The organism is Mycolicibacterium sp. MU0053 (assembly GCF_963378095.1).
Lineage (GTDB): Bacteria > Actinomycetota > Actinomycetes > Mycobacteriales > Mycobacteriaceae > Mycobacterium > Mycobacterium burgundiense.
Map to the genome: position 1 here is coordinate 3,073,424 of NZ_OY726397.1, position 22,171 is coordinate 3,095,594.

General features: G+C 68.9%; 21 protein-coding genes. 7 read left to right on the plus strand and 14 right to left on the minus strand.

Annotation, left to right across the window (positions count from 1 at the left end; genetic code table 11):
- The first annotated feature begins 8 nt into the window (after nucleotides 1-8).
- The 5 genes from urtB (at nucleotide 9) to RCP80_RS14250 (ending at nucleotide 4,172) form a co-directional block, all read left to right on the plus strand.
- Nucleotides 9-893, plus strand: coding sequence for an urea ABC transporter permease subunit UrtB (urtB, locus tag RCP80_RS14230; RefSeq protein ID WP_308478292.1), 885 nt, complete (start codon nucleotides 9-11; stop codon nucleotides 891-893).
- Nucleotides 890-2,020, plus strand: a complete 1,131-nt coding sequence (gene urtC, locus RCP80_RS14235; RefSeq protein WP_308478293.1) for an urea ABC transporter permease subunit UrtC — start codon at nucleotides 890-892, stop codon at nucleotides 2,018-2,020. Before urtB ends, urtC begins: the two co-directional genes overlap by 4 nt.
- Before the next feature lie 38 nt (nucleotides 2,021-2,058).
- Complete coding sequence (gene urtD, locus RCP80_RS14240; RefSeq protein ID WP_308482846.1) at nucleotides 2,059-2,817, plus strand: urea ABC transporter ATP-binding protein UrtD; 759 nt, start codon at nucleotides 2,059-2,061, stop codon at nucleotides 2,815-2,817.
- 2 nt (nucleotides 2,818-2,819) lie between these two features.
- Nucleotides 2,820-3,509 (plus strand): urea ABC transporter ATP-binding subunit UrtE, encoded by a 690-nt coding sequence (gene urtE, locus RCP80_RS14245; RefSeq protein ID WP_308482847.1) that lies wholly within the window; start codon nucleotides 2,820-2,822, stop codon nucleotides 3,507-3,509.
- Between the two features lie 102 nt (nucleotides 3,510-3,611).
- Complete coding sequence (locus RCP80_RS14250) at nucleotides 3,612-4,172, plus strand: hypothetical protein (protein WP_308478294.1); 561 nt, start codon at nucleotides 3,612-3,614, stop codon at nucleotides 4,170-4,172.
- A 69-nt stretch (nucleotides 4,173-4,241) separates the two neighbouring features.
- Here RCP80_RS14250 and hisS read toward each other — a convergent pair whose 3' ends face one another.
- Nucleotides 4,242-5,513, minus strand: a complete 1,272-nt coding sequence (gene hisS, locus RCP80_RS14255) for a histidine--tRNA ligase (RefSeq protein ID WP_308478295.1) — start codon at nucleotides 5,511-5,513, stop codon at nucleotides 4,242-4,244.
- A gap of 31 nt (nucleotides 5,514-5,544) precedes the next feature.
- Complete coding sequence (locus tag RCP80_RS14260; RefSeq protein ID WP_308482848.1) at nucleotides 5,545-6,159, minus strand: MBL fold metallo-hydrolase; 615 nt, start codon at nucleotides 6,157-6,159, stop codon at nucleotides 5,545-5,547.
- 108 nt (nucleotides 6,160-6,267) lie between these two features.
- Here RCP80_RS14260 and RCP80_RS14265 point away from each other — a divergent pair, with 108 nt between their 5' ends.
- Nucleotides 6,268-7,158, plus strand: a complete 891-nt coding sequence (locus tag RCP80_RS14265) for a peptidylprolyl isomerase (RefSeq protein ID WP_308478296.1) — start codon at nucleotides 6,268-6,270, stop codon at nucleotides 7,156-7,158.
- Between the two features lie 16 nt (nucleotides 7,159-7,174).
- Here RCP80_RS14265 and RCP80_RS14270 read toward each other — a convergent pair whose 3' ends face one another.
- The 6 genes from RCP80_RS14270 to yajC form a co-directional block, all read right to left on the minus strand.
- Nucleotides 7,175-9,532 carry a RelA/SpoT family protein gene (locus RCP80_RS14270; RefSeq protein WP_308478297.1) on the minus strand — a complete coding sequence of 786 codons (2,358 nt, stop codon included), beginning with the start codon at nucleotides 9,530-9,532 and terminating at the stop codon, nucleotides 7,175-7,177.
- A 57-nt stretch (nucleotides 9,533-9,589) separates the two neighbouring features.
- On the minus strand, nucleotides 9,590-10,120 hold the full coding sequence (locus RCP80_RS14275) for an adenine phosphoribosyltransferase (RefSeq protein ID WP_308478298.1): 531 nt from the start codon (nucleotides 10,118-10,120) through the stop codon (nucleotides 9,590-9,592).
- Nucleotides 10,117-11,766, minus strand: coding sequence for an ABC transporter substrate-binding protein (locus RCP80_RS14280; protein WP_373693537.1), 1,650 nt, complete (start codon nucleotides 11,764-11,766; stop codon nucleotides 10,117-10,119). Before RCP80_RS14280 ends, RCP80_RS14275 begins: the two co-directional genes overlap by 4 nt.
- 17 nt (nucleotides 11,767-11,783) lie before the next feature.
- Nucleotides 11,784-13,055 carry a protein translocase subunit SecF gene (gene secF, locus RCP80_RS14285; RefSeq protein WP_308478300.1) on the minus strand — a complete coding sequence of 424 codons (1,272 nt, stop codon included), beginning with the start codon at nucleotides 13,053-13,055 and terminating at the stop codon, nucleotides 11,784-11,786.
- A 25-nt stretch (nucleotides 13,056-13,080) separates the two neighbouring features.
- On the minus strand, nucleotides 13,081-14,877 hold the full coding sequence (secD, locus tag RCP80_RS14290; RefSeq protein ID WP_308478301.1) for a protein translocase subunit SecD: 1,797 nt from the start codon (nucleotides 14,875-14,877) through the stop codon (nucleotides 13,081-13,083).
- A gap of 90 nt (nucleotides 14,878-14,967) precedes the next feature.
- Nucleotides 14,968-15,291, minus strand: a complete 324-nt coding sequence (yajC, locus tag RCP80_RS14295) for a preprotein translocase subunit YajC (RefSeq protein WP_308478302.1) — start codon at nucleotides 15,289-15,291, stop codon at nucleotides 14,968-14,970.
- 209 nt (nucleotides 15,292-15,500) lie between these two features.
- Here yajC and gabT point away from each other — a divergent pair, with 209 nt between their 5' ends.
- Nucleotides 15,501-16,841 (plus strand): 4-aminobutyrate--2-oxoglutarate transaminase, encoded by a 1,341-nt coding sequence (gabT, locus tag RCP80_RS14300; RefSeq protein WP_308478303.1) that lies wholly within the window; start codon nucleotides 15,501-15,503, stop codon nucleotides 16,839-16,841.
- 3 nt (nucleotides 16,842-16,844) lie between these two features.
- Here the strand turns inward: gabT and RCP80_RS14305 are convergent, their stop codons facing one another.
- From RCP80_RS14305 to RCP80_RS14330, 6 genes are all read right to left on the minus strand, one after another.
- Nucleotides 16,845-17,534: a hypothetical protein gene (locus tag RCP80_RS14305; protein WP_308478304.1), complete on the minus strand. Its 690-nt coding sequence runs from the start codon at nucleotides 17,532-17,534 to the stop codon at nucleotides 16,845-16,847.
- Nucleotides 17,535-17,653: 119 nt separating this feature from the next.
- The gene (locus tag RCP80_RS14310) at nucleotides 17,654-18,934 is read right to left on the minus strand and encodes an HNH endonuclease (protein ID WP_308478305.1); all 1,281 of its coding nucleotides are present in this window, start codon (nucleotides 18,932-18,934) and stop codon (nucleotides 17,654-17,656) included.
- Nucleotides 18,935-19,041: 107 nt separating this feature from the next.
- Nucleotides 19,042-20,118, minus strand: a complete 1,077-nt coding sequence (gene ruvB, locus RCP80_RS14315) for a Holliday junction branch migration DNA helicase RuvB (RefSeq protein WP_308478306.1) — start codon at nucleotides 20,116-20,118, stop codon at nucleotides 19,042-19,044.
- A complete protein-coding gene (ruvA, locus tag RCP80_RS14320) occupies nucleotides 20,115-20,708 on the minus strand; it encodes a Holliday junction branch migration protein RuvA (protein WP_308478307.1) in 594 nt (197 codons plus the stop codon). The genes ruvB and ruvA overlap by 4 nt, the downstream gene beginning before the upstream one ends.
- Nucleotides 20,705-21,283, minus strand: a complete 579-nt coding sequence (gene ruvC / locus RCP80_RS14325) for a crossover junction endodeoxyribonuclease RuvC (protein WP_308478308.1) — start codon at nucleotides 21,281-21,283, stop codon at nucleotides 20,705-20,707. Before ruvC ends, ruvA begins: the two co-directional genes overlap by 4 nt.
- A 100-nt stretch (nucleotides 21,284-21,383) precedes the next feature.
- Nucleotides 21,384-22,142, minus strand: coding sequence for a YebC/PmpR family DNA-binding transcriptional regulator (locus RCP80_RS14330; protein WP_308478309.1), 759 nt, complete (start codon nucleotides 22,140-22,142; stop codon nucleotides 21,384-21,386).
- Nucleotides 22,143-22,171 lie beyond the last annotated feature (29 nt).

Here is a 22,171-nt window from a genome sequence, read left to right on the forward strand (position 1 = left end):
GCGACTAGATGGATGTCCTGATCGGACAGTTGGCAACGGGATTGAGTCTCGGCTCGATCCTGTTGCTGGCTGCACTCGGGTTGGCGCTGACGTTCGGCCAGATGGGCGTCATCAACATGGCGCACGGCGAATTCATCATGGCGGGCTGCTACACCGCCTACCTCACCCAACAGCTCATCTCCGATGCCGGTGCCTCGCTGCTGATCTCGCTGGCCGTCGGATTCGTGGTCGGCGGGCTGCTCGGGGTGCTGCTGGAAACCACGCTGATCCAGCGGATGTACCACCGGCCGCTCGACACGCTCCTGGTGACCTTCGGGGTCGGTTTGATCCTGCAGCAGGTCGCCCGCGACATCTTCGGCGCGCCGGCGGTCAATGTCATTGCGCCGGCGTGGTTGTCGGGTGGCGTGGAGATCTTCGGTGCCGTGGTACCCAAGACCCGGCTGTTCATCCTGCTGCTCGCGATCGTCTGCGTCACCGTGTTGGCCGCCGTGTTGAAGGCCAGCCCGATGGGTCGCCGCATCCGGGCCGTCGTGCAGAACCGCGACCTCGCCGAGACCAGCGGCATCTCATCGCGCCGCACCGATATCACGACGTTCTTCATCGGGTCGGGGTTGGCGAGCGTCGCGGGGGTGGCGTTGACGCTGATCGGCTCTACCAGTCCGACGATCGGGCAGAGCTATCTGATCGACGCCTTCCTGGTGGTGGTGGTCGGCGGACTGGGCCAGATCAAGGGCACCGTGATCGCGGCGTTCGCGCTGGGCTTCCTGAACTCGTTCATCGAGTACAGCACCACCGCGTCGCTGGCCAAGGTGCTGGTATTCGTACTCATCGTGGTGTTTTTGCAGGTCCGCCCGCAGGGCCTGTTCACCGTCCGGACAAGGAGCCTCGCATGAGAACGCTGCTGGGACGCTGGCAGACGTGGGCCGGGTTCGGTGTCGCCGCGGCACTGCTGTTCGGCCTGGCGCCCGTGGTGCTTTCCGATTTCCGACTCAGCATGTTCGCCAAGTTCCTGTGCTTTGCGATCGTCGCGGTCGGCATCGGGCTGGCCTGGGGTCGCGGCGGCATGCTGGTGCTGGGTCAGGGGGTGTTCTTCGGACTGGGCGGCTACATGATGGCCATGCATCTGAAGGTCGCCGACGCCCAACTGCGCGGCGAGGCGGTGCCCGACTTCATGCAGATCGCCGGCATCCGGGTGCTGCCCGGCTACTGGGCGCCGTTCGCCTCCCCCGTGTTCACGCTGCTGGCCATCCTCATCGTGCCGACGACCATCGCGGTCGCGCTGGGTTTCGGCGTCTTCAAACGCCGGGTCAAGGGCGCGTACTTCGCGATCCTGTCGCAGGCCCTGGCGGCGGCGCTGGCCATCCTGCTGGTCGGCCAGACCAGCCTCGGCGGATCCAACGGCCTCAACAGGTTTCGCACCTTCTTCGGGTTCACCCTCAACGATCCGGCCAATCGACGGATGCTGTACTTCATCGCGGCCGGCGTGCTGTTGGCGGTGGTGGCGATCGCGCGGCAGCTGATGCAGAGCCGGTACGGCGAGTTGCTGGTGGCCGTGCGCGACGGCGAGGAACGGGTGCGCTTCCTGGGCTACGATCCGGCCAACATCAAGGTGGTCGCCTACGCCGTGGCCGCGTTGTTCGCCGCCGTCGCCGGGGCCCTGTTCGCGCCGATCGTCGGCTTCATCGCGCCCTCGCAGATCGGCATCCTGCCGTCGATCGCATTCGTGATCGGTGTCGCGATCGGCGGGCGGACCACGCTGTTCGGACCGGTGCTGGGCGCCATCGGGATCGCGTGGGCGCAAACCCTGTTCTCCGAACGGTTCCCGTCGGAATGGACCTACGCGCAGGGCCTGCTGTTCATCATCGTGGTGGGCTTCTTCCCGGCCGGCCTGGCGGGCCTCGGTGTGCTGTTCGCCCGGCGACGCCGACAGGCCGATCAGACGCCGCGCCCGCCCGCTGCGGATCCGGCGCCCGATCCCGACCCGCAGACCGAAGCCGAGACGGCGGGAGCGCGACTGTGAGCACCCCACTGGAACCGGTAGCCGGCGGCAATGTCGGCATGGGCACCGAGTATCTCGAAGTACACGGCCTCACAGTCGATTTCGACGGCTTCAAGGCGGTCAGCGATATCGACCTCACGCTGTTCCAGGGCGATCTTCGGTTTCTGATCGGCCCCAACGGCGCCGGCAAGACCACCGTGATCGATGCGATCACGGGCCTGGTATCCGGCAGCGGATCGGTCAGCAAGTCCGGCGTCGAACTGCTCGGCAAGAAGGTGCATCAGATCGCCCGACTCGGGGTGGGCCGCACCTTCCAGACCGCCTCGGTCTTCGAACAACTCACGGTGTTACAGAATCTCGACATCGCCGCCGGCGCGGAGCGGTCGTGGTGGACGCTGCTGCGCCGCCGCCGCGAGGTGCTGCCGGTGATCGATGAGGCGTTGGAGACCATCGGCCTGAGCGCGCTGGCCGATCGGCCCGCCGGGGTGCTGGCCCACGGCCAGAAGCAATGGCTCGAGATCGGCATGCTGCTGGTCCAGAACGCCGACGTGTTGCTGCTCGACGAACCCGTGGCGGGAATGAGCGCCGAAGAACGCGACGAGACCGGAAACCTGTTGCGCCGCATCGGCGCCGAACGCACCGTCGTCGTCGTCGAACATGACATGGACTTCATGCGCGCGTTTGCGACCTCGGTGACGGTGTTGGCACGCGGCCAGGTCATCGCCGAGGGCACCGTGGCCGAGGTCCAGGCCAACCCGAAAGTCCAGGAGGTCTACCTGGGCACCACGGCCGCTACCGGAATCGAGGACACCGCGTGAGCCTGCAACTGATCGATGTGCGCACCGGCTACGGACGCTCCGAGGTGATCCACGGGGTCAGCCTCGAGGTGCCGGCCGACGGGGTGGCCGCGGTCATGGGACACAACGGCGCCGGGAAGACCACGCTGCTGCGGGCCGCGGTCGGGCTGCTCAAATGCGGTGCGGGCAAGGTGGTTTTCGACGGTGAGGACATCACCAAGCTGCGGCCGTCGGCGCGGGTGGCGCGCGGCCTGGCCTACGTCCCACAGGGGCAGCAGTCGTTCGGGCAGTTGACCACCGCCGAGAATCTGCAGGTGGTCGCCGACGGCCGCAAGCACGGCAAGCGGCTGATCGACGCCCAGCTCGATCTGTTCCCGGCGCTCAGGGAGTTGCTCAACCGGCGCGCCGGGCTGCTCTCGGGCGGGCAACGGCAACAACTGGCGATCGCCCGCGCATTGATCACCAGCCCGAAGACACTGATCCTCGACGAACCGACCGAGGGGATCCAGCCGTCGGTGGTCGCCGAGATCGAACAGGCCATCACGGCGCTGACCAGCCGCGGCGACCTCGGCGTGCTGCTGGTCGAACAGCACATCGGCTTCGCCCTGGACGCTGCCCAGCAGTACTACGTGCTGGAGGCGGGCCGGGTGAGTTCCTCGGGCGCCGGCGGTCGCGCCGCCGAGGCCGATGTGCGGGCCGCGATGACCATCTGACCCCCCCTCTTACCGCGAGGGTGCGAGTCCCCGGCCGACACGCCGGGAAATTCTCGTGGTTTGCGCACCGTCGCGCGTAGTCGAGATGGCAGGCTCGCCGCTATGAGCGAAGCCCAGTACCGGATCCTGGCCGACACCGGCGGCCTTGTCGTCACCGACGACGGCCGTCGCGTGGTGGTGATCGACCGCCGGATCGGCGCGCTGTCCGTGCTGGCCTTCGCGCTCGGCGTTGGCGGCGTCGTGCTGATCGTGTTCGGGGTGGTCGCGTGGGTCGGCGGCCTGCTCCCGGGAGTCGGCAGCGTCGGGCTTCTCGCGCTCGGTGTCGTCCTGGCTGCCCTGACCTTCTGGTTGATCCGCACGATCCGGGCTCGCCGTGCGGCACCGCTGGGAAGCTGCCGACCGGCGGCCGTGCTGGACCGCAAGCTCGGGTTGTTCAGTGCCGGCGGTGGCGCACTGATGAATCTGGCTGACGTGCGATTCGAGCGGCGGCTCCAGGTGACCTCGAGTGCGGCCAAACTGGTGGCGGTGACGCCCTCCGGTGTCCTGGTCCTCAAGCGCGGCACCCCCTTCGACGGCGGTGTCGGCGATGCGCACGGCGTCCTCAACAGCGTCGTGCAGAAGAACGCTGAGGACGCGCGAGGGTGCGCAGAATCCGAGAATTAAGCGGCGTGTCGGCCGGGGACCCGCACGCTCGCGGGGAGGGGGGCGAGGCGGGGAGGGGGGCGAGGCGGGTCAGCGGCGGAGGCGGGACAGCACCTCGGCGAGCACCGCCTCCGCGGCGACGTCGACCTGTTCGCCGGAGGCCAGCTCCTTGACACCGAGCGTGCCGGCATCGATGTCGCGGTCACCGGCGACCAGCGCCAGCGTGGCCCCGGACCGGTCGGCGGCGCGCATCGCGCCCTTGAGCCCGCGGTCGCCGTAGGCCAGGTCGACCCGCACCCCGGCGGCCCGCAACTGCGCGGCGAGCACCACCAGCGTGGCCTTGGCCCGCTCCCCCAACGGCACGCAGAACACGTCGACGCGGGTGGTCGCACCGACCGCCTTCCCCTCGGCCTTGAGCGCCAGCACCGTGCGGTCGACGCCCAGTCCGAAGCCGATGCCGGACAGATCCTGCCCGCCGAGTTGCCGCATCAGGCCGTCGTAGCGGCCCCCGCCGCCGATGCCCGACTGCGCGCCGAGCCCGTCGTGGACGAACTCGAAGGTCGTCTTGGTGTAGTAGTCCAGCCCACGCACCATCCGGGGGTTGACCACGTACGGCACCCCCAGCGCGGTCAGATGCGCCAGCACCGCATCGAAATGCTGCTGCGCCGACGCCGAGAGGTGATCGAGCATCACCGGCGCGTCGGCAGTCATCGCCCGGACGTCGGGACGCTTGTCGTCGAGGACCCGCAGCGGGTTGATCTCGGCGCGGGCCCGGGTGGCCTCGTCGAGGTCAAGCTTGAACAGGAAGTCCTGCAGCAACTCTCGATACGCGGGCCGGCAGGTGTCGTCGCCCAGGGAGGTGATCTCGAGCCGGAAACCGTCGAGACCGAGGGACCGGAATCCGGCGTCGGCCACCGCGATGACCTCGGCGTCCAGCGCCGGGTCGTCGACCCCGATGGCCTCGATGCCGACCTGCTGCAACTGGCGGTACCGCCCCGCCTGGGGCCGCTCGTAGCGGAAGAACGGCCCGGAGTAGCAGAGCTTCACCGGCAGCCCACCGCGGTCGAGGCCGTGCTCGATGACCGCGCGCATCACCCCGGCGGTGCCCTCCGGTCGCAGGGTGACCGAGCGGTCCCCGCGATCGGCGAAGGTGTACATCTCCTTGGAGACCACGTCGGTCGACTCGCCGACGCCGCGGGCGAACAAACCGGTGTCCTCGAAGATCGGCAGTTCGATATCGCCGTACCCGGCCCGGCGCGCCGCGGCCAGCAGACCGTCGCGCACCGCCACGAACTGCGCCGAGTCGGGCGGCAGGTAGTCCGGCACGCCCTTGGGGCCCTGAAAGGACGATGCTTCGCTCACGGGGCCTGATCCTTCATGGTGTTGTGCTCCTTCACGGCGCCGAGGTGCCCAGATGTGTGTTGAAACGACGTTCGCTGCCGATGGTCGTCGAGGCGCCGCGTCCCGGTAGTACCACGGTGTCGTCGTCGAGAACCAACAGTTTTGCTCCGATCGAGGCGAGCAGTTGCCGGCGGTCACTATCGCATCCCGGCTGCCCGACCGTGCGAAAGCCCAGCGTGTGTCCGGTGAACGCGACAGGCGCGGGACCCTCGTCGGTGTCGGCGAGCACCCGATAGACCACCGATCCCGGGGTGTGGCCCGGCGTGTGATCCACCGTCACCTCGATCTCGGCGAGCGGCACCTGCTGGCCGTCGGCGACGTCGACGAGGATCTCCGGCGGGTCGGTCAGCAGGTCGCGGTCGGCCGGGTGCAGATGGACCGGGATGTCCCAACCCGCGCACAGATCGAACGCCGAACCGGTGACGTCGCGCCGGCCGCTGGTCAGCAGCACCGCGGCGGGGGTGAGGTCGTTGACGGCGAAGTAGTACTCCAGCGTCGCCACGGCGTCCTCGCCGGGATCGATGACGATCGCGGGGCCACCGCGGCGCGGCGCCACGAGATAACAGTTGGTTTCGGCGGCGCCGGCGGCAAACCCGGTGATGAGCACGACCACCAGTGTCGCACCCGGCCGCCGCGGGTCGGACAGCGCTTCCGCCGGGACAGCTGGCACACTCGTCTCGAGCACATTCACCGGCAGAGTTGGAGGGCATCGGCAGTGCCGACTAACGAACAGCGACGTGAGACCGCCAAGCGCAAGCTGGAGCGGCAACTCGAACGACGGGCCGAGCAGGCCAAGAAGCGCCGCCTGATCGCCATCATCGGCGGCGTCACCGCGGTCGTCGTGCTGATCGCGGCGGTAGTGGCCGCGGTGCTGCTGAACAGGGATGATGCCGACGATTCCGCGGCTTCGCAGACCCCCGGCGAGGATTCGTCGGCCCTGGACTCCGGTCCGGTCACCGAGCCACCGGCCGACGGTCAGCTGCCCCCGTTCACCCCGTCGGCCAATACCGGGGCCGACTGCCAGTACCCGTCGGCGCGGGAGGCCAGCAAGCCCGTCGAGCCGCCGCGCACCGGCAAGGTGCCCACCGATCCGGCCCAGGTCAGCGTCAGCATGGCCACCACCCAGGGCAACATCGGCCTGCAGCTGGACAACGGGAAGTCACCGTGCACCGTCAACAGCTTCGTGAGCCTGGCCCAGCAGGGCTACTTCGACGACACCGTGTGCCACCGGCTGACCACCACGCCGGGCCTGTCGGTGCTGCAGTGCGGTGACCCCACCGGAACCGGTTCCGGCGGCCCGGGCTATCAGTTCGCCAACGAGTACCCGACCGACCAGTACCCCGCCGGCAGCCCGGGCGTGCAGAACACCGTGACCTATCCGCGTGGCACCCTCGCGATGGCCAACGCGGGCCCCGGCACCAACGGCAGCCAGTTCTTCCTGGTCTACGCCGACTCGCAGCTGCCGCCGCAGTACACGGTCTTCGGCACCATCGACGAGACGGGTCTGGCGACCCTGGACCGGGTTGCCAACGGCGGTGTCCAGGGCGGGGCCGGCGACGGCGCCCCCGCGAACGAAGTCAAGATCACCTCGGTCGCGCTCGACTGAGCTGACGAATGCCCAGTCAGGCCGCCGAGGTCACCCGGTAGACGTCATAGACGCCTTCGACATTGCGGACCACGTTCAGCACGTGACCGAGATGTTTGGGGTCGCCCATCTCAAAGGTGAAGCGGCTGACCGCGACCCGGTCGTCGGAAGTGGTCACCTGTGCGGAGAGAATGTTGACCTTCTCGTCGGCGAGGACGCGGGTGACGTCGGAGAGCAGCCGGTGCCGGTCCAGCGCCTCGACCTGGATCGCCACCAGGAACACCGACGTCGGGCCCGGCGCCCAGTTCACCTCGATGATGCGTTCCGATTGTTCCTGCAGCGCAGCGGCATTGGTGCAGTCGGTCCGGTGCACGCTGACGCCCCCGCCGCGGGTCACGAAGCCCATGATGACGTCGCCCGGCACCGGAGTGCAGCACTTGGCCAGCTTGGTCAGGATGCCGGGTGCACCGGGCACCGACACCCCCACGTCGTCGCTGCTGCGCTGGCGGACCACCACATTCGAGGGCGTCGACCGTTCGGCGATCTCGTCCTCGGCGTCGTCGGCACCGCCGAACTGCGCCAGCAGTCGGTGCACCACATGCTGGGCCGAGATGTGTCCTTCACCGACCGCGGTGTAGAGCGCCGAGACGTCGGCGTACCGCAGCTCGCGGGCCAGTGCCCCCATGGATTCGCCGTTGACCAAGCGCTGCAGCGGAATTCCACCGCGACGCACCTCCCGGGCGATGGCGTCCTTGCCCGACTCCAGCGCCTCCTCGCGGCGCTCCTTGGCGAACCACTGCCGAATCTTGGCCTTCGCCCGCGGCGAGACCACGAAACTCTGCCAGTCGCGAGTGGGACCGGCGTTGGGGGCCTTCGACGTGAAAACCTCCACCACTTCCCCGTTTTCGAGCTTGCGCTCCAGCGCCACCAACCGGCCGTTCACGCGCGCGCCGATGCAGCGGTGCCCGACCTCGGTGTGCACCGCGTAGGCGAAGTCCACCGGTGTCGACCCGGTGGGCAGCGTGATGACGTCGCCCTTCGGGGTGAACACGAAGATCTCCTGGACCGCCAGGTCGTAGCGCAGCGATTCGAGGAACTCGCCCGGGTCGGCGGCCTCCCGCTGCCAGTCGAGCAGCTGCCGCATCCAGGCCATATCGTCGATTTCGGCGGCGGCGTGGCTGGCCGGGACGCCGTTGCGGCCGCGGGCCTCCTTGTAACGCCAATGGGCCGCGATGCCGTACTCCGCGGTGCGGTGCATGTCCCGGGTGCGGATCTGCACCTCCAGCGGCTTGCCCTCCGGGCCCACGACGGTGGTGTGCAGCGACTGATATACGCCGAACCGCGGCTGGGCGATGTAGTCCTTGAACCGGCCCGCCATCGGCTGCCAGAGCGAATGCACCACTCCCACCGCGGCGTAGCAGTCCCGGATCTCGTCGCACAGGATCCGCACCCCGACCAGGTCATGGATGTCGTCGAAGTCGCGGCCCTTGACGATCATCTTCTGATAGATCGACCAGTAATGCTTGGGCCGGCTCTCGACGGTGGCGTCGATGCGTGAAGCACTCAGCGTCGCAACGATTTCCGTGCGCACCCGGGCCAGGTAGGTGTCCCGCGACGGCGCCCGGTCGGCGACCAGGCGCACGATCTCCTCGTAGCGCTTGGGGTGCAGGATCGCGAACGACAGGTCTTCGAGCTCCCACTTGACGGTGGCCATCCCGAGGCGGTGCGCCAGCGGGGAGATGACTTCCAGCGTCTCCCGGGCCTTGCGCGCCTGCTTCTCCGGCGGCAGGAACCGCATGGTGCGCATGTTGTGCAACCGGTCGGCGACCTTGATGACCAGCACCCGCGGATCGCGGGCCATCGCGATGATCATCTTGCGGATGGTCTCGGCCTCCGCGGCGGTGCCGAGCGCCACCCGGTCCAGTTTGGTGACGCCGTCGACGAGGTGGCCGACCTCCTCACCGAAGTCGGCGGTCAGGGCCTCCAGCGAGTAGCCGGTGTCCTCGACGGTGTCGTGCAGCAGCGCGGCCACCAGCGTGGTGGTGTCCATCCCCAGCTCGGCCAGGATGTTGGCGACCGCCAGCGGGTGGGTGATGTACGGATCGCCCGAGCGACGCATCTGGGTGGCGTGCCGCTCCTCGGCCACCGCGTAGGCGCGCTGCAGCATCGACAGGTCGGCCTTGGGATAGATCTCCCGGTGCACCGCCACCAGGGGTTCCAGCACCGGGTTGATGGTGCTGCGCTGCGAGGTCATCCGTCGGGCCAGCCGGGCCCGTACCCGTCGCGAGGCGCTGGGCGTCCGGCCCGGCCCGGCGGCCGGCGGCGTCTCGGCCGGGGGCACCGCGGCGGGGCTGTTCTGCACGGCGGCCACCGTGGTCTGCTGCTCCTCGGCCACGTCCGTCACCTCCGCCCGTACCAACGCCTTGAGCTCCCCAGACTAGTCCCCGGCGGCTCAGACGGTGTGGAGGCTCGTCACCTGCAGCGGCGCGACGGCCGCGCGCCCGCCGAGCTCGGGAAGTTCCAGGACGACGGCCGCGCCCGGGACCACCGCGCCGCAGTGCTGCAGCAGCCGGGTCGCGGCCATCAGGGTCCCGCCGGTGGCCAGCACATCGTCGACGATGAACACCGAACGCCCGGCCAGATCGATCCCGTCGGCCGGCAGTTCGAGCTTCGCGGTCCCGTATTCGAGCGCGTACTCCTCGCAGTGCACCGGCGGCGGCAGCTTGCCGCCCTTGCGGACGGCCAGCACGCCGGTGCCCATCGTGATGGCCACCGCGGCGCCCAGCAGAAAACCCCGCGCGTCCAACCCGGCGATCAGGTCGGCGCCGGCGGCGGCCTCGGCCAGCGCCTCGGTGACCGCGGCCAACCCGCGACCGTCGGCCAGCAGCGGGGTCAGATCCTTGAACAGCACCCCGGGTTCGGGGAAGTCGGCGACCTCACGGGTCATCGAGGCCACCAGGGCGCCGATGTCGGAGCGCGTCATTTGCGCAGCACCCAGCGATCCATGTTCCATCCCGCGCCCCACCGGGTCGGGTTACTGCTGACGGCATACATTTTCGCCGAGGTCAGCAGCGTGCGCTGCTGTCGGTACAGCGGCAGCGTCGGCATGTCGGCCCACAGCACCGGTGCCCCCTCGGCCAGCAGTCGGACCTGCTCCTTGGGATCGATGGTGACCGCGAGTGCACTGATGACACCGTCGATCTGGGGGTTGGCGTAGCGCGCCAGGTTGTCGCCGTTGCCGGCGAACAGCGTGTACGCGTCGACGGCCGACGCGCCGCTGGAGCCCGCGCCGGTCGCGCCGCCGGTGCTGCCGATGAGGACATCGATCTGTCCTTCGAGCAGGGTGTTCGGCCCGACCTCGGTGCCGCCCGCATCCTGCACGGTGATGCCGGCCGGGGCGCAGGACTTCGCGATCGAACCGACCGTGGCCGCCAGCCGCGGGTTCGGCGTCTGGTAGCCGATGCGCACCGTCAGCGGCGCGCCGTCGAGTGCCTCGCGCGCGGCGTCGGGGTTACCGATCAGAAACTGCCCGGCCTCGGGGATGCCCTCGGCCTGGGTCAGCGCATCCTCGGCGGCCGGATTCAGCCGCGAATTGCTAACCGGCACTTCGGCATTGCGGGCGATCGCCTCTCTCGGGGTACAGAACGCGAGCGCCCGGCGCGCGGGGACGGCCGCCAACGGGCCCTGCGGTGCGAAGATCAGCTGTTCGATGCCGGCGGACGCGTATTCGGTGAGCTCGTAGCCGTCCGGCATGGTCAACGTCCCCGAGGACCCGGCCGCGATGTCGACGACGTCGAAGGTGGCGTCGTTGATGCGGTCCTGCACCTCGATGCCGTGCGGCCAGACCGTCACCTTCGGTGTCTCGGGCTTTGGGCCCCACCACTTGTCGTTGGTCACCAGGACCACCGCGCCGTCGTCGCGCACGGACTCGATCCGGTAGGGCCCCGAGGACGGGAAGTTATTGAGGTCGAGGTCGGGCTTGAGCTCCCACATGGTGTTCCACAACCGGGCGATCTGTTCGGCTTGGGCGATGTCGTTGCGCAGCAGCGCCGTGCTGACCCCGCCCTCGCCGAGCCCCAACTCGTCGGCGATGACATGCGAGGGCATCAGGCTGGTCGCCGTGAACAATTGGGTGAACTCGGCGAAGTTGCGATCGACGGCGAACGACACCCGCGCCTTCTTCTGGCCGGGCGCACAGTCGATGGTGGCGATGTCGATGTAGCCCGCCCGGCTCGCGGAGTGGAAGGCCGGGAACCGACCGGATTGCGCGGCCCAGGTCAGCACCATGTCGTCGCAGGTAATCGGCTTGCCGTCGGAATACACCGCGTCGTCGGCGATCTGGTAGTCCAGCACCAGCGGCTCGCGGCCCACCACCGAGATCGAGCCGAAGTCGTGGTCGGCGACCACCTGCCCGTCGGGACCGTGGTATCCGAATCCGCTGAGGACCCGGCCGAAGGCCTGCGGCCCGCCCGAGGCGGCGCCGACCACGGTGTTGGTGTTGTAGGTGGTCAGCGTGCCGTCCACGGCGTAGTCGATCTCGCCTTCGGCACCGCTGCCGCAGCCGACGAGCGAGCCCACCAGCGCGGCGGTCACCGCCACCGCCGCGGTGGTCAACCGTCGTCGTCGCATCCGCGCCATGATCACACCTAGGGTCGCGGGTTTTGCTTACCCGAGGGGCGTCCCGTCCGTCGCGCCGTGGGACGCGAGGGCCTGGTCGGGCGCGCGCCGGGCGCGGGCTTGCTGCCCACGGCGGCGGTCGGCTCGGCGGCGGCCCTCGACTCCGTCGCCGCCACGGCGGTATCGGACGTCGACGAGTCGGCGTCGGAGGATTCGTCAGCGACGTTGTTCCCGGCGACCCGATCCCGCTTACGCATGACGCGCCGGGTGTGGTTGCGCACCTTTTCGGTCCGCTCCCGCAAGCTCACCAACAGCGGCGTGGCGAAGAAGATCGACGAGTAGGTCCCCACGATGACGCCGACGAGCTGCACCAGCGCGAGATCCTTGAGGGTGCCGACGCCGAGCAGCCAGACCGCGACGATGATGAGCGCCAGGATCGGCAGCACGGAGATCACGCTGGTGTTGATCGACCGCATGAAGGTCTGGTTCACCGCGAGGTTGGCGTGTTCGGCGTAGGTACGCCGGGTGGTGTGCTCGAAGCCCTCGGTGTTCTCCTCCACCTTGTCGAACACGATGACCGTGTCGTACAGCGAGAAGCCCAGGATCGTCAGTAATCCGATGACGGTGGCGGGGGTGACCTCGAAACCGACCAGCGCGTAGATGCCCGCGGTCACGATGAGGTCGAAGAACATCGTGGCCATGGCCGCGATCGCCATATAGCGCTCGTAGCGGAACGTGATGTAGACGGTGACGATCACCACGAACACCAGCAGCGCGATCAGCGCCTTCTGGGTGATCTGCCCGCCCCAGGTCTCCGAGACCGCCGAGTCGCTGATCGCCAGCGGGCTGGGCTGCCCGTCTGCGCCGACCGGCTGGAACGCCTCGAACAGCGCCTCCCGCAGCGCGCTGGTCTGCTCGTTGTCCAGCGTCTCCGAGCGGATCTGCACGGTGGCCGAGGCGCCGCTGCCCACGATGACCACGGACTCCGGTTCGACGCCGATGGTGTCGCTGAAGACGGTCTCCACCTGCTCGACGGAGACCTCGCCGCGCGGCATCGACACCTTGGTGCCGCCCTCGAAGTCGATGCCGAAGGAGAATCCGCGCAGCAGCATCGCCCCGATCGCGATCCCGATGATGACCGCGCTGACGATGTACCACATCTTGCGCCGGCCGACGACCTCGAAGGCGCCGGTGCCGGTGTAGAGCCGGTGGAAGAAGCCGTGATGCGGCAGCTGGCTACCGGTGGCCGGCGCCTCCTCGGCGTTGCTTTCGGTCACTTCGAGGTCGGTATCGCTTGTCATCTCACTTTTCTTGCTGGCCACCGCGTTACCCCCGCCCCGCCGAAGTCGCGGCAGCTCGCCGTTCACGCGCGATCTGCTGGACCGCGCCCAACCCGTTGAACGCCGGTTTGGCCATGATTGTGGTCTTCGAGGCGAGGTACACCAGCGGCCACGTCACCAGGAACACGACGACGACGTCGAGGATGGTGGTCAGACCGAGGGTGAACGCGAAGCCCTTGACCTGTCCGACGGCCAGGTAGTACAGCACGGCCGCGGCGATGAAGCTGACCATGTTGCCGGACAGGATGGTCTTGCGGGCGCGTGCCCAGCCTCGCGGTACCGCAGAGCGGAAGGTCCGGCCCTCGCGGATCTCGTCCTTGATGCGTTCGAAGAACACCACGAACGAGTCGGCGGTCATACCGATACCGATCACCAGGCCCGCGATGCCGGCCAGGTCCAGCGTGTAGCCGATGTAGCGGCCCAGCAGCACCAGCAGCGCGTAGACCACCGCGCCGGCCATCACCAGGGACAGCGCCACCAGGACGCCGAGTGCCCGGTAGTACAGCAGCGCGTAGGCCAGCGTCAGGACCAGACCGACCGCGCCGGCGATGAGACCGGCCCGCAACGACGACAATCCCAGTGTCGCGGAGACGGTTTCGGCTTCCGAGGACTCGAAGGACAGCGGCAGCGAACCGTACTTGAGCACGTTGGCCAGTTCCCGCGAGCTGGTGGCGTTGAAGTCGCCGGTGATCTGGGTGCGACCACCCGGGATCGCCTGCCGGATCTGCGGCGCGCTGACCACCTGCGAGTCCAGCGTGAACGCGGTCTGGGTGCCGACGTTGGCGGCGGTGAAGTTCGCCCAGGTGTCGACGGCGGAGCCGGTGAACTCCAGGTCGACGACGTACTGGCCGCCCTGTTGATCGAACCCGGAGGTTGCGCTCTTGATGTCCTCACCGCTGATGATGGACGGGTCCAGCACGTAGACCGTGGTGTGGTCGGTCGAGCACGTCACCAGCGGCAGCGCGGGATCGTCGTTGCCGGCCAGCACGTCTTCTTGGCCGCAACGCTCCGCCACGTACGGCACCGCCAGGTACATCAGGATGTTCTGGTTGGTGTTCTGCCGCAGCTGCTTCTCGAAGTTGATCCGGCCGGCCAGGTCCTGACGGTCGTTGGACGGCAGCGCGGGCGCGGTCTCGTCGGCGGGCGCCGGGGCGGGCGCATTTTCGTCGGCGGGCGCCGGTGCCGGCGTCGGCTCGGGAGCCGGCTCCAGCGGATACGGCCGCGGCTGCGGCGCCGGTGCGGGCTCGGCCGGCGGCGCGGGGGGCGCCTGCTCGGCCGGCAGGCCCGGGATCTCCGGCTGACCCGGCAGCCCGGGCATCTCCGGCATCGGCGGGAGACCGGGCTGCTGCTGGCCGGGTGCACCCGGTCCGCCCTGCTGCTCGGCGGCCTGCCGGAGCTGGTCGACCGGGATCGCCTGCGCCACCGGGCGGACGAACAGCCGCGCGGTCTGGCCCAGGTTGCGCGCCTCGTTGCCGTCGTTACCCGGAACGGTGATCACCAGGTTTTCACCATCGATGACCACTTCGGACCCCGAGACGCCGAGTCCGTCGACGCGGGAGGTGATGATCTGTTGTGCCTGCTGCAGGGCTTCCCTGGTGGGCGCCGACCCGTCGGGGGTGCGCGCGGTCAGGGTGACACGGGTGCCGCCCTGCAGGTCGATGCCGAGCTTGGGTTCTGCCTGCTTGTCACCGGTCAGGAACACCAGCAGATACGCGCCGATGAGTATGACCAGGAACAGCGTCAGGTAACGGTACGGATGCACCGGCGCCGTAGACGATGCCACGTTGTTGTGTCTCCTCCGAGTTCGTCCCGGGCAGTCGGGTTGCCCGCAACCGCAATAGGGTACGCGCCCGACCTGTCGGTCGGTCTTTGGTTAGCGGCCGGTGTCGAAGGTCGTGTCGCTGTCGGTGGTCTCGACTTCGTCATCCGACTCGTCGAAGTCGTCGGTGACCTTGTCCCGAATCGCCAGCTTCATCCAGGTGGTGATGACGCCGGGGGCGATCTCGAGATCGACGTGGTCATCGGTGATGTTCGTGATGGTGGCCTGCAATCCGGACGTGGTGTGGACGCGGTCCCCCACCCGCAGCGATTCGTGCAGGTCGATGGTGGCTTGCATGGCCTTGCGCTGGCGCCGCGACGCAAAGAACATGAACGCACCGAGGATGACGATCAGCGGTAAAAGAGTGACGAATTCCATGGCGTTCCGGGTCTCCTCGAGCTAGTGAAGCGGTCTGTGGTGAAGTCGCGTCCCGCTTGCTCGGCAGCAGGTCAACGGGCCTCGTATGTGACCAGTGTGCCATTGCAGTGCGGTGGGAATGCTCACCGGTCGCCTCGGGCCCGCTGCCGGGCCGAGGCGACGCGGGAAATCCCGGTCGTGGCCGCGGGTTGCCAGACTACGCTCGATGCGTGACCGACCTGGAACAGAGCCGTCTTCTCGTCACCGACATCCCCGGCCCGCGCTCGGTTGACCTGGCGGCCCGCAAGGTCGCCGCGGTCTCGGCCGGGATCGGCACCACGATGCCGGTCTATTGCGCCCGGGCCGCCGGCGGAATCATCGAGGACGTCGACGGGAACCGGCTGATCGACCTCGGCTCCGGCATCGCGGTCACCACGATCGGCAACGCCGCACCCCGGGTGGTGGACGCGGTGCGCGCCCAGGTCGCGGAATTCACCCATACCTGCTTCATGGTGACGCCCTACGAGCAGTACATCGCGGTGGCCGAGCGGCTCAACCGCCTCACGCCCGGATCCGGCGAGAAACGGTCCGTGCTGTTCAACTCGGGCGCCGAGGCCGTGGAGAACGCCGTCAAGATCGCGCGCGCCTACACCGGTAAGCAGGCCGTGGTCGCCTTCGATCACGCCTATCACGGCCGCACCAACCTGACGATGGCGTTGACCGCGAAATCGATGCCCTACAAGAGCGGGTTCGGGCCCTTCGCGCCGGAGGTGTACCGGGCGCCGCTGTCGTATCCGTACCGCGACAGCCTGCTCGACAAGGAATTGGGCACCAACGGCGAACTCGCCGCCGAGCGCGCGATCGAGGTGCTGGACAAGCAGATCGGCGCGGTGAACCTGGCCGCGGTGATCATCGAGCCGATCCAGGGTGAGGGCGGCTTCATCGTCCCGGCGGCCGGCTTCCTACCCGCGCTGCTCGCATGGTGCCGGGACAACAACGTGGTCTTCATCGCCGACGAGGTGCAGACCGGCTTCGCCCGCACCGGCGCGATGTTTGCCTGCGAGCATGAGGGGATCGAGCCGGACCTGATCTGTACCGCCAAAGGGATCGCCGGCGGCCTGCCGTTGTCGGCGGTGACCGGGCGGGCCGAGATCGTGGACGCACCACACGTTTCCGGCCTGGGCGGCACCTACGGGGGCAACCCGATCGCGTGCGCCGCGGCGCTGGCGACCATCGACACCATTGAGCGCGACGGGCTGGTCGAGCGCGCCGCCGAGATCGAGACGCTGATGAAGCAGCGCCTGGGTCGACTGCAGGCCGACGACGACCGCATCGGCGACGTGCGCGGCCGCGGCGCGATGATCGCCGCCGAGCTGGTGAAATCCGGCACCGACGATCCGGACCCGGACCTGACCAAGCGGCTGGCCGCCGCCGCCCACGCGGCCGGGGTGGTGGTGCTGACCTGCGGCACCTACGGCAACGTGCTGCGGTTCCTGCCGCCCCTGACCATCAGAGACGAACTGCTCACCGAGGGCCTCGACGTGCTGGCCTCGCTGCTGACCGACCTGTAGCCCTCAGTGCGGCACCGGCGTGTGATGCCGGCCGAACCGGTCGGACAGCCGGTGCCTGAGGCTGGGGCGGGCCCGCCGCGTCGTGGGTTCGGGCACCGACTCGCCGTTGCGCTCCGTGGGAGGTTCCTCGCGGGTCACCACGGCCTCGCGGTGGGCCGCGTCGGACTCGCCGTGGTCGACCTCGAGTCGACGTTCGGCGTACTGCAGGTCGCGCACGCTGCGCACCGACAATCGGCCCAGCGCGGCGGCGCCCAGGAAGACCACGAATGCACCCAACGCGGAGAAGTAGGCCAACTCCAGTGCGACCGTCTTCGCCGGCGTCGCCGCGGCCGGGACCCCGATCTCGCCGATGTTCAGGGTCATGGCGAACGCGCGGCCCACGATGAACCACACACCCGCCGCCACGGCCAACCAGCCGCCGAACGTCGCGGTGGCGCGGTTACGCGTCATTATCAAGATCAGCCCGCCGAGCACGGCCACGGCGCCGGGTAGCACCTCGAGCCAACCACGCGCGTCGGTCCAGACCCAGGGCCGATCCGGCGAATATGCGAAGTCGAAGTACGGCCCGATGAATGGAATCAGGGCACCCCAGAGCCCGAGCAGAACGAGAAGGAGTCCGCTGGCCGCGCCACGGCTACGAGGAATGTGGAACCGGCCGCCCCTCGGCCGCGCCGGTGTTTCGTAAGTCTTCATGATCTTTCTCCCATCGCTGCGAACGGGATACCCACACCGGGCGCCACGGTAACTATCGAGGCCAGATGCGCCTCGACGACACTCGACTGACCGCCGGTAAGCGCGAGCTGCGTAACCAATTACGCCGCGTGGCCCACAATCTCGATCGCGATGCGTGTTTCGATCTCGCTGACCTCCACGATCACGCTGCCCGGCAGCGGCGGCGCCTTCGAATGGTGCCGGGCCCCGGTGGGCGTGACGAATTCCGTGCTGTGCTGACCATTCTCGTCGGCCCAGGCGCTGACCCGCCAACCGTCGGCTTCCTTGGCGTAGTTGCAGGCCTCGCACAGCCCCTGCCCGTTGGCGGCCGAGGTCGCGCCGCCGCGGACATTCGGTGTCACGTGGTCGGTATGTCGAATCGGCGCATCGCAGTACGGCGTCCGGCACGTGTCGTCGCGAAGCCGAATGAACTCGGCCAAACCCTTCGGGAAGTTCCGCGACCTCGACTCCATGGCCACCAACGCCCCCGACACCGGATGCTTGTAAAGCCGACGCAGCGTTGCCCGGGAGCGCTCATCCGCCACAGCCGCCCGCACCAGGGTGCGCGCCACCGCAGCCGGGATGGGCCCGTATCCGGCCACCCGCGCCGGGTCAGCACCGCCGGCGAGCAGCGTCTCGTCGGTCAGCACCAAGTTGACCGCGATCGAAGCGGCAGCCTCCGCCGGTTGGCCGGTGACCCGCTCGATCAGGGTGTCGGCCATGGCCTGGCCGCGGGAGCGACCATCACAGCACACGTCGGCCTCGCGCTTGAGCGCGGCGTAGACAGCCACGCCCTGCGCCATCGGCAACAACGCCGACAACTGCGTCATGGCATCCGGCGCCGGACGCAGAGTCACGCGACGCTCGGCCGGCGCGCGCGCGGCCCGATCCACCACCGCCTGCGGATCCAGCCGATAGGCGATCGCCTTGGCCTCCGCGACAATCCGCGCGTCGCCCCAACCGACCAAGGCCGCCGCATCGGCGCACAACTCGGCGTCCAGGACGCGGCGATCCTCGACATCCAGACACGCCGATTCCCGCACGATCAACGTCGCCCGCCACTCCGAGAGCAACCCCCGCTCCAGGGCCGCCAACGTATGCGGCATCTCGAACACCAACGCCTTCGCGAACCCCAGATGCTGATTACCGCGCGCCGGGGAATCCCGCCGCGCCAACGCCACCTCCGAGGCCAACCCACGACCCCGCCGCGCCGCCGGCACCCCGCGCTCGACCTCCGCGGCGGCCCTGCGCTGCGCCAACGCGGCCGTCGCCCGCGCCTGCGCCGCGGTCGCGCGCGCCTTCAAAATCTCCAACTCGCCGATATGCGCCACCAACGCCGCCTCATCGGCGCCGGCCCCCACCTCCACCACTCCTTCGAACATACTTTCGATTGTGCCATGGGGGTACGACACGCCAATTCCCGCTAATCAACGACGACGCAGCACGATCACGTTGTCCACCAGCGTGCCCGGCCGACCCTCGGGACCCGTCAGTCGAACATCGCCTGCTGACCAAGCCCCACCGCTCCCGGCGGGGCGGTGAGACCCAGGTGCGTCCAGGCCTGAGCGGTGGCCACCCGGCCCCGGGGCGTGCGCGCGATCATGCCCGCCCGCACCAGGAACGGCTCGCACACCTCCTCGACGGTGGTGGGTTCCTCACCGACGGCGACGGCCAGCGTCGAGACTCCGACCGGTCCGCCGCCGAAGCTGCGGGTCAGCGCCGAGAGCACCGCTCGGTCGAGTCGGTCGAGTCCGAGTTCGTCGACGTCGTACACCGCGAGGGCGGCCTTGGCGACGTCGCGGGTGATGATGCCGTCGGCGCGGACCTCGGCGTAGTCGCGCACCCGCCGCAGCAGCCGGTTGGCGATCCGCGGGGTACCGCGCGCGCGGCGGGCGATCTCCGATCCCGCTTCCGACCCCAGGTCGATGCCGAGGATGCCGGCCGACCGCGACAGCACGCGTTCGAGTTCGGCGGGCTCATAGAAGTCCATGTGCGCGGTGAACCCGAACCTGTCGCGCAGCGGCCCGGTCAGTGCACCGGACCGAGTGGTGGCACCCACCAACGTAAACGGTGCCACCTCAAGCGGAATCGAGGTGGCGCCCGGGCCTTTGCCGACCACCACGTCGACGCGGAAGTCCTCCATGGCCAGATACAACATCTCTTCGGCGGGCCGGGCGATGCGGTGGATCTCGTCGATGAACAGCACATCGTGTTCGACGAGATTGGACAGCATGGCCGCCAGGTCGCCCGCGCGTTCCAGCGCCGGCCCGGAGGTGACCCGCAGCGCCGAACCGAGTTCGGCCGCGATGATCATCGCCAGGGAGGTCTTGCCCAGGCCGGGCGGCCCGGACAGCAGAATGTGATCCGGCGTGCTGCCCCGGTTCTTGGCCCCTTCGAGCACCAGTTGCAACTGCTCGCGCACCCGGGGCTGACCGATGAACTCCCCCAGCGACCGCGGCCGCAGGCTGGCGTCGACGTCGCCCTCGCCGACGGTCAGCGCGGCCGAGACCTCGCGGTCTTCGGTGTCCTCCTGATCCGCGTCCTGATCGCCGTCGAAGCGGCTCATTTGGTGTTACCCAACAGGTTCAAGGCGGCCCGCAGCGCGCTCGACGTCGTGGCCTCCTGGTCGAGCTTCAACACCTTGTCGGTGGCCTCCTCGGCCGGCTTGGCCCCGAAGCCGAGGCCGATCAGGGCCTCCACCACCGGGCCGCGGATCGCGCCACCGCCGACTCCGGCCACCGCCGTCGCGGCCGGCGACACCCCGATCTTGTCGCGCAGTTCCAGCACCAAGCGTTCGGCGCTGCGCTTGCCGATCCCCGGGACCCGGGTCAGCGCGGCGATGTCGCCGTCGGCCAGGGCCTGGCGCAGCGTCGGGGCGTCGTAGACCGCGAGCGTCGCCATCGCGATCTTGGGCCCCACCCCGGAGACCCCGAGCAGCGTGGTGAACACGTCGCGGGCGTCGGGGTCGGCGAAGCCGTAGAGCGTCATCGAGTCCTCGCGCACGATCATGGCGGTGATCAGCCGGGCCTCGCTGCCGCGGCGCAGCGTCGCCAACGCCGACGGCGTCGCCATCACCTTGTAGCCCACGCCGGCCGCTTCGATGACGGCGTGGTCCAACGCGATCTCGATGACCTCGCCACGTACCGAGGAGATCATCGGGCGGCCTTTGCCTTCGCCTTCGCGGTCGCCTTGAGCGTCGCCTGATACTTGCGACGCTGTTCGGCCGCCAGGGCCTCGGCCGCGGCCATCCGGGCGATCATCGGCGCCCGCCAACAATGGCAGATCGCCAATGCCAACGCGTCGGCCGCGTCCGCTGGGGTCGGCTTCTGTTGTAACGCAAGAATTTTGGTGACCATCGTGGTGACTTGCGCCTTGTCGGCGCGGCCGTTGCCGGTCACGGCGGCCTTGACCTCGCTGGGCGTGTGGAAATGCACGTCGATGTCGCGGCGGGCGGCGGCCAACGCGATGACGCCGCCGGCCTGTCCGGTGCCCATGGCGGTGTTGGCGTTCTGGTTCGAGAACACCCGCTCGATGGCGACGACGTCGGGCCGGTGGGTGTCCATCCAGTGTTCGACCGTCTCACTGATGATGAGCAACCGCCGATGCAGGGGTTGGTCGGCCGGCGTGCGGACGACGTCGACGTCCAACGCCACCAGTTGACGCCCGCGGCCGCTGTCGATCACCGACAGCCCGCAGCGGGTCAAGCCGGGGTCGACTCCCATCACGCGCACGAGCCCTCCCTGGTCCGAAATGCCAGAACATGTGTTCGAACCACACCCTAATGCCACCAGACGACGGGGCCGGGTAGGGACACGCTGGGCCAGCCGAGGGTCAGTCGTCCTCGTCGAGTTGCGCCGCGACATCGTCGGGGATGTCCATATTCGTGTAGATCTCCTGCACGTCGTCGCTGTCCTCGAGGGCGTCGATGAGTTTGAGCACCTTGCGCGCGCCCTCGAGGTCGACGGGAACCGTCACCGAGGGCTGAAAGCTGGCCTCGGCGGAGTCGTAGTCGATGCCGGCCTCCTGCAGCGCGGTGCGCACCGCGACCAGATCGCCGGGTTCGGTGATGACCTCGAACGCGTCCCCGAGATCGTTGACCTCCTCGGCGCCGGCTTCCAGCACCGCCAGCAGCAGGTCGTCCTCGGTCAGGTCGTTCTTCTCCAGGGTGATCACACCCTTGCGGGAGAACAGGTAGGCCACCGAGCCGGGGTCGGCCATGTTGCCGCCGTTGCGGGTCATCGTCACCCGGACCTCGCCGGCGGCGCGGTTGCGATTGTCGGTCAAACACTCGATGAGCACGGCGACCCCATTGGGGCCGTACCCCTCGTAGGTGATGTCCTGCCAGTCGGAGCCGCCGGCTTCCTCGCCGCCGCCGCGTTTGCGGGCCCGCTCGATGTTGTCGTTGGGGACCGAAGACTTCTTGGCCTTCTGAATCGCGTCGTACAACGTGGGGTTGCCTGCCGGGTCACCGCCGCCCACCCGCGCTGCAACCTCGACATTCTTGATCAGCTTGGCGAACATCTTGCCGCGCTTGGCGTCGACGATGGCCTTCTTGTGCTTGGTCGTGGCCCACTTGGAATGGCCGCTCATGCAGGTACTACCTCATTCCCTCTGCTGCA

Bases quoted from the DNA above. Each gene is read 5' to 3' on its own strand.
- urtC (WP_308478293.1), top strand. From the start codon at position 890: ATGAGAACGCTGCTGGGACGCTGGCAGACGTGGGCCGGGTTCGGTGTC.
- RCP80_RS14280 (WP_373693537.1), bottom strand. From the start codon at position 11,766: ATGCGACGACGACGGTTGACCACCGCGGCGGTGGCGGTGACCGCCGCG.
- ruvB (WP_308478306.1), bottom strand. From the start codon at position 20,118: ATGAGCCGCTTCGACGGCGATCAGGACGCGGATCAGGAGGACACCGAA.
- RCP80_RS14275 (WP_308478298.1), bottom strand. From the start codon at position 10,120: ATGACGCGCTCCGACATCGGCGCCCTGGTGGCCTCGATGACCCGTGAG.
- urtB (WP_308478292.1), top strand. From the start codon at position 9: ATGGATGTCCTGATCGGACAGTTGGCAACGGGATTGAGTCTCGGCTCG.
- ruvA (WP_308478307.1), bottom strand. From the start codon at position 20,708: ATGATCTCCTCGGTACGTGGCGAGGTCATCGAGATCGCGTTGGACCAC.
- secF (WP_308478300.1), bottom strand. From the start codon at position 13,055: ATGACAAGCGATACCGACCTCGAAGTGACCGAAAGCAACGCCGAGGAG.
- RCP80_RS14305 (WP_308478304.1), bottom strand. From the start codon at position 17,534: ATGAAGACTTACGAAACACCGGCGCGGCCGAGGGGCGGCCGGTTCCAC.
- yajC (WP_308478302.1), bottom strand. From the start codon at position 15,291: ATGGAATTCGTCACTCTTTTACCGCTGATCGTCATCCTCGGTGCGTTC.
- RCP80_RS14330 (WP_308478309.1), bottom strand. From the start codon at position 22,142: ATGAGCGGCCATTCCAAGTGGGCCACGACCAAGCACAAGAAGGCCATC.
- urtD (WP_308482846.1), top strand. From the start codon at position 2,059: ATGGGCACCGAGTATCTCGAAGTACACGGCCTCACAGTCGATTTCGAC.
- RCP80_RS14250 (WP_308478294.1), top strand. From the start codon at position 3,612: ATGAGCGAAGCCCAGTACCGGATCCTGGCCGACACCGGCGGCCTTGTC.
- RCP80_RS14310 (WP_308478305.1), bottom strand. From the start codon at position 18,934: ATGTTCGAAGGAGTGGTGGAGGTGGGGGCCGGCGCCGATGAGGCGGCG.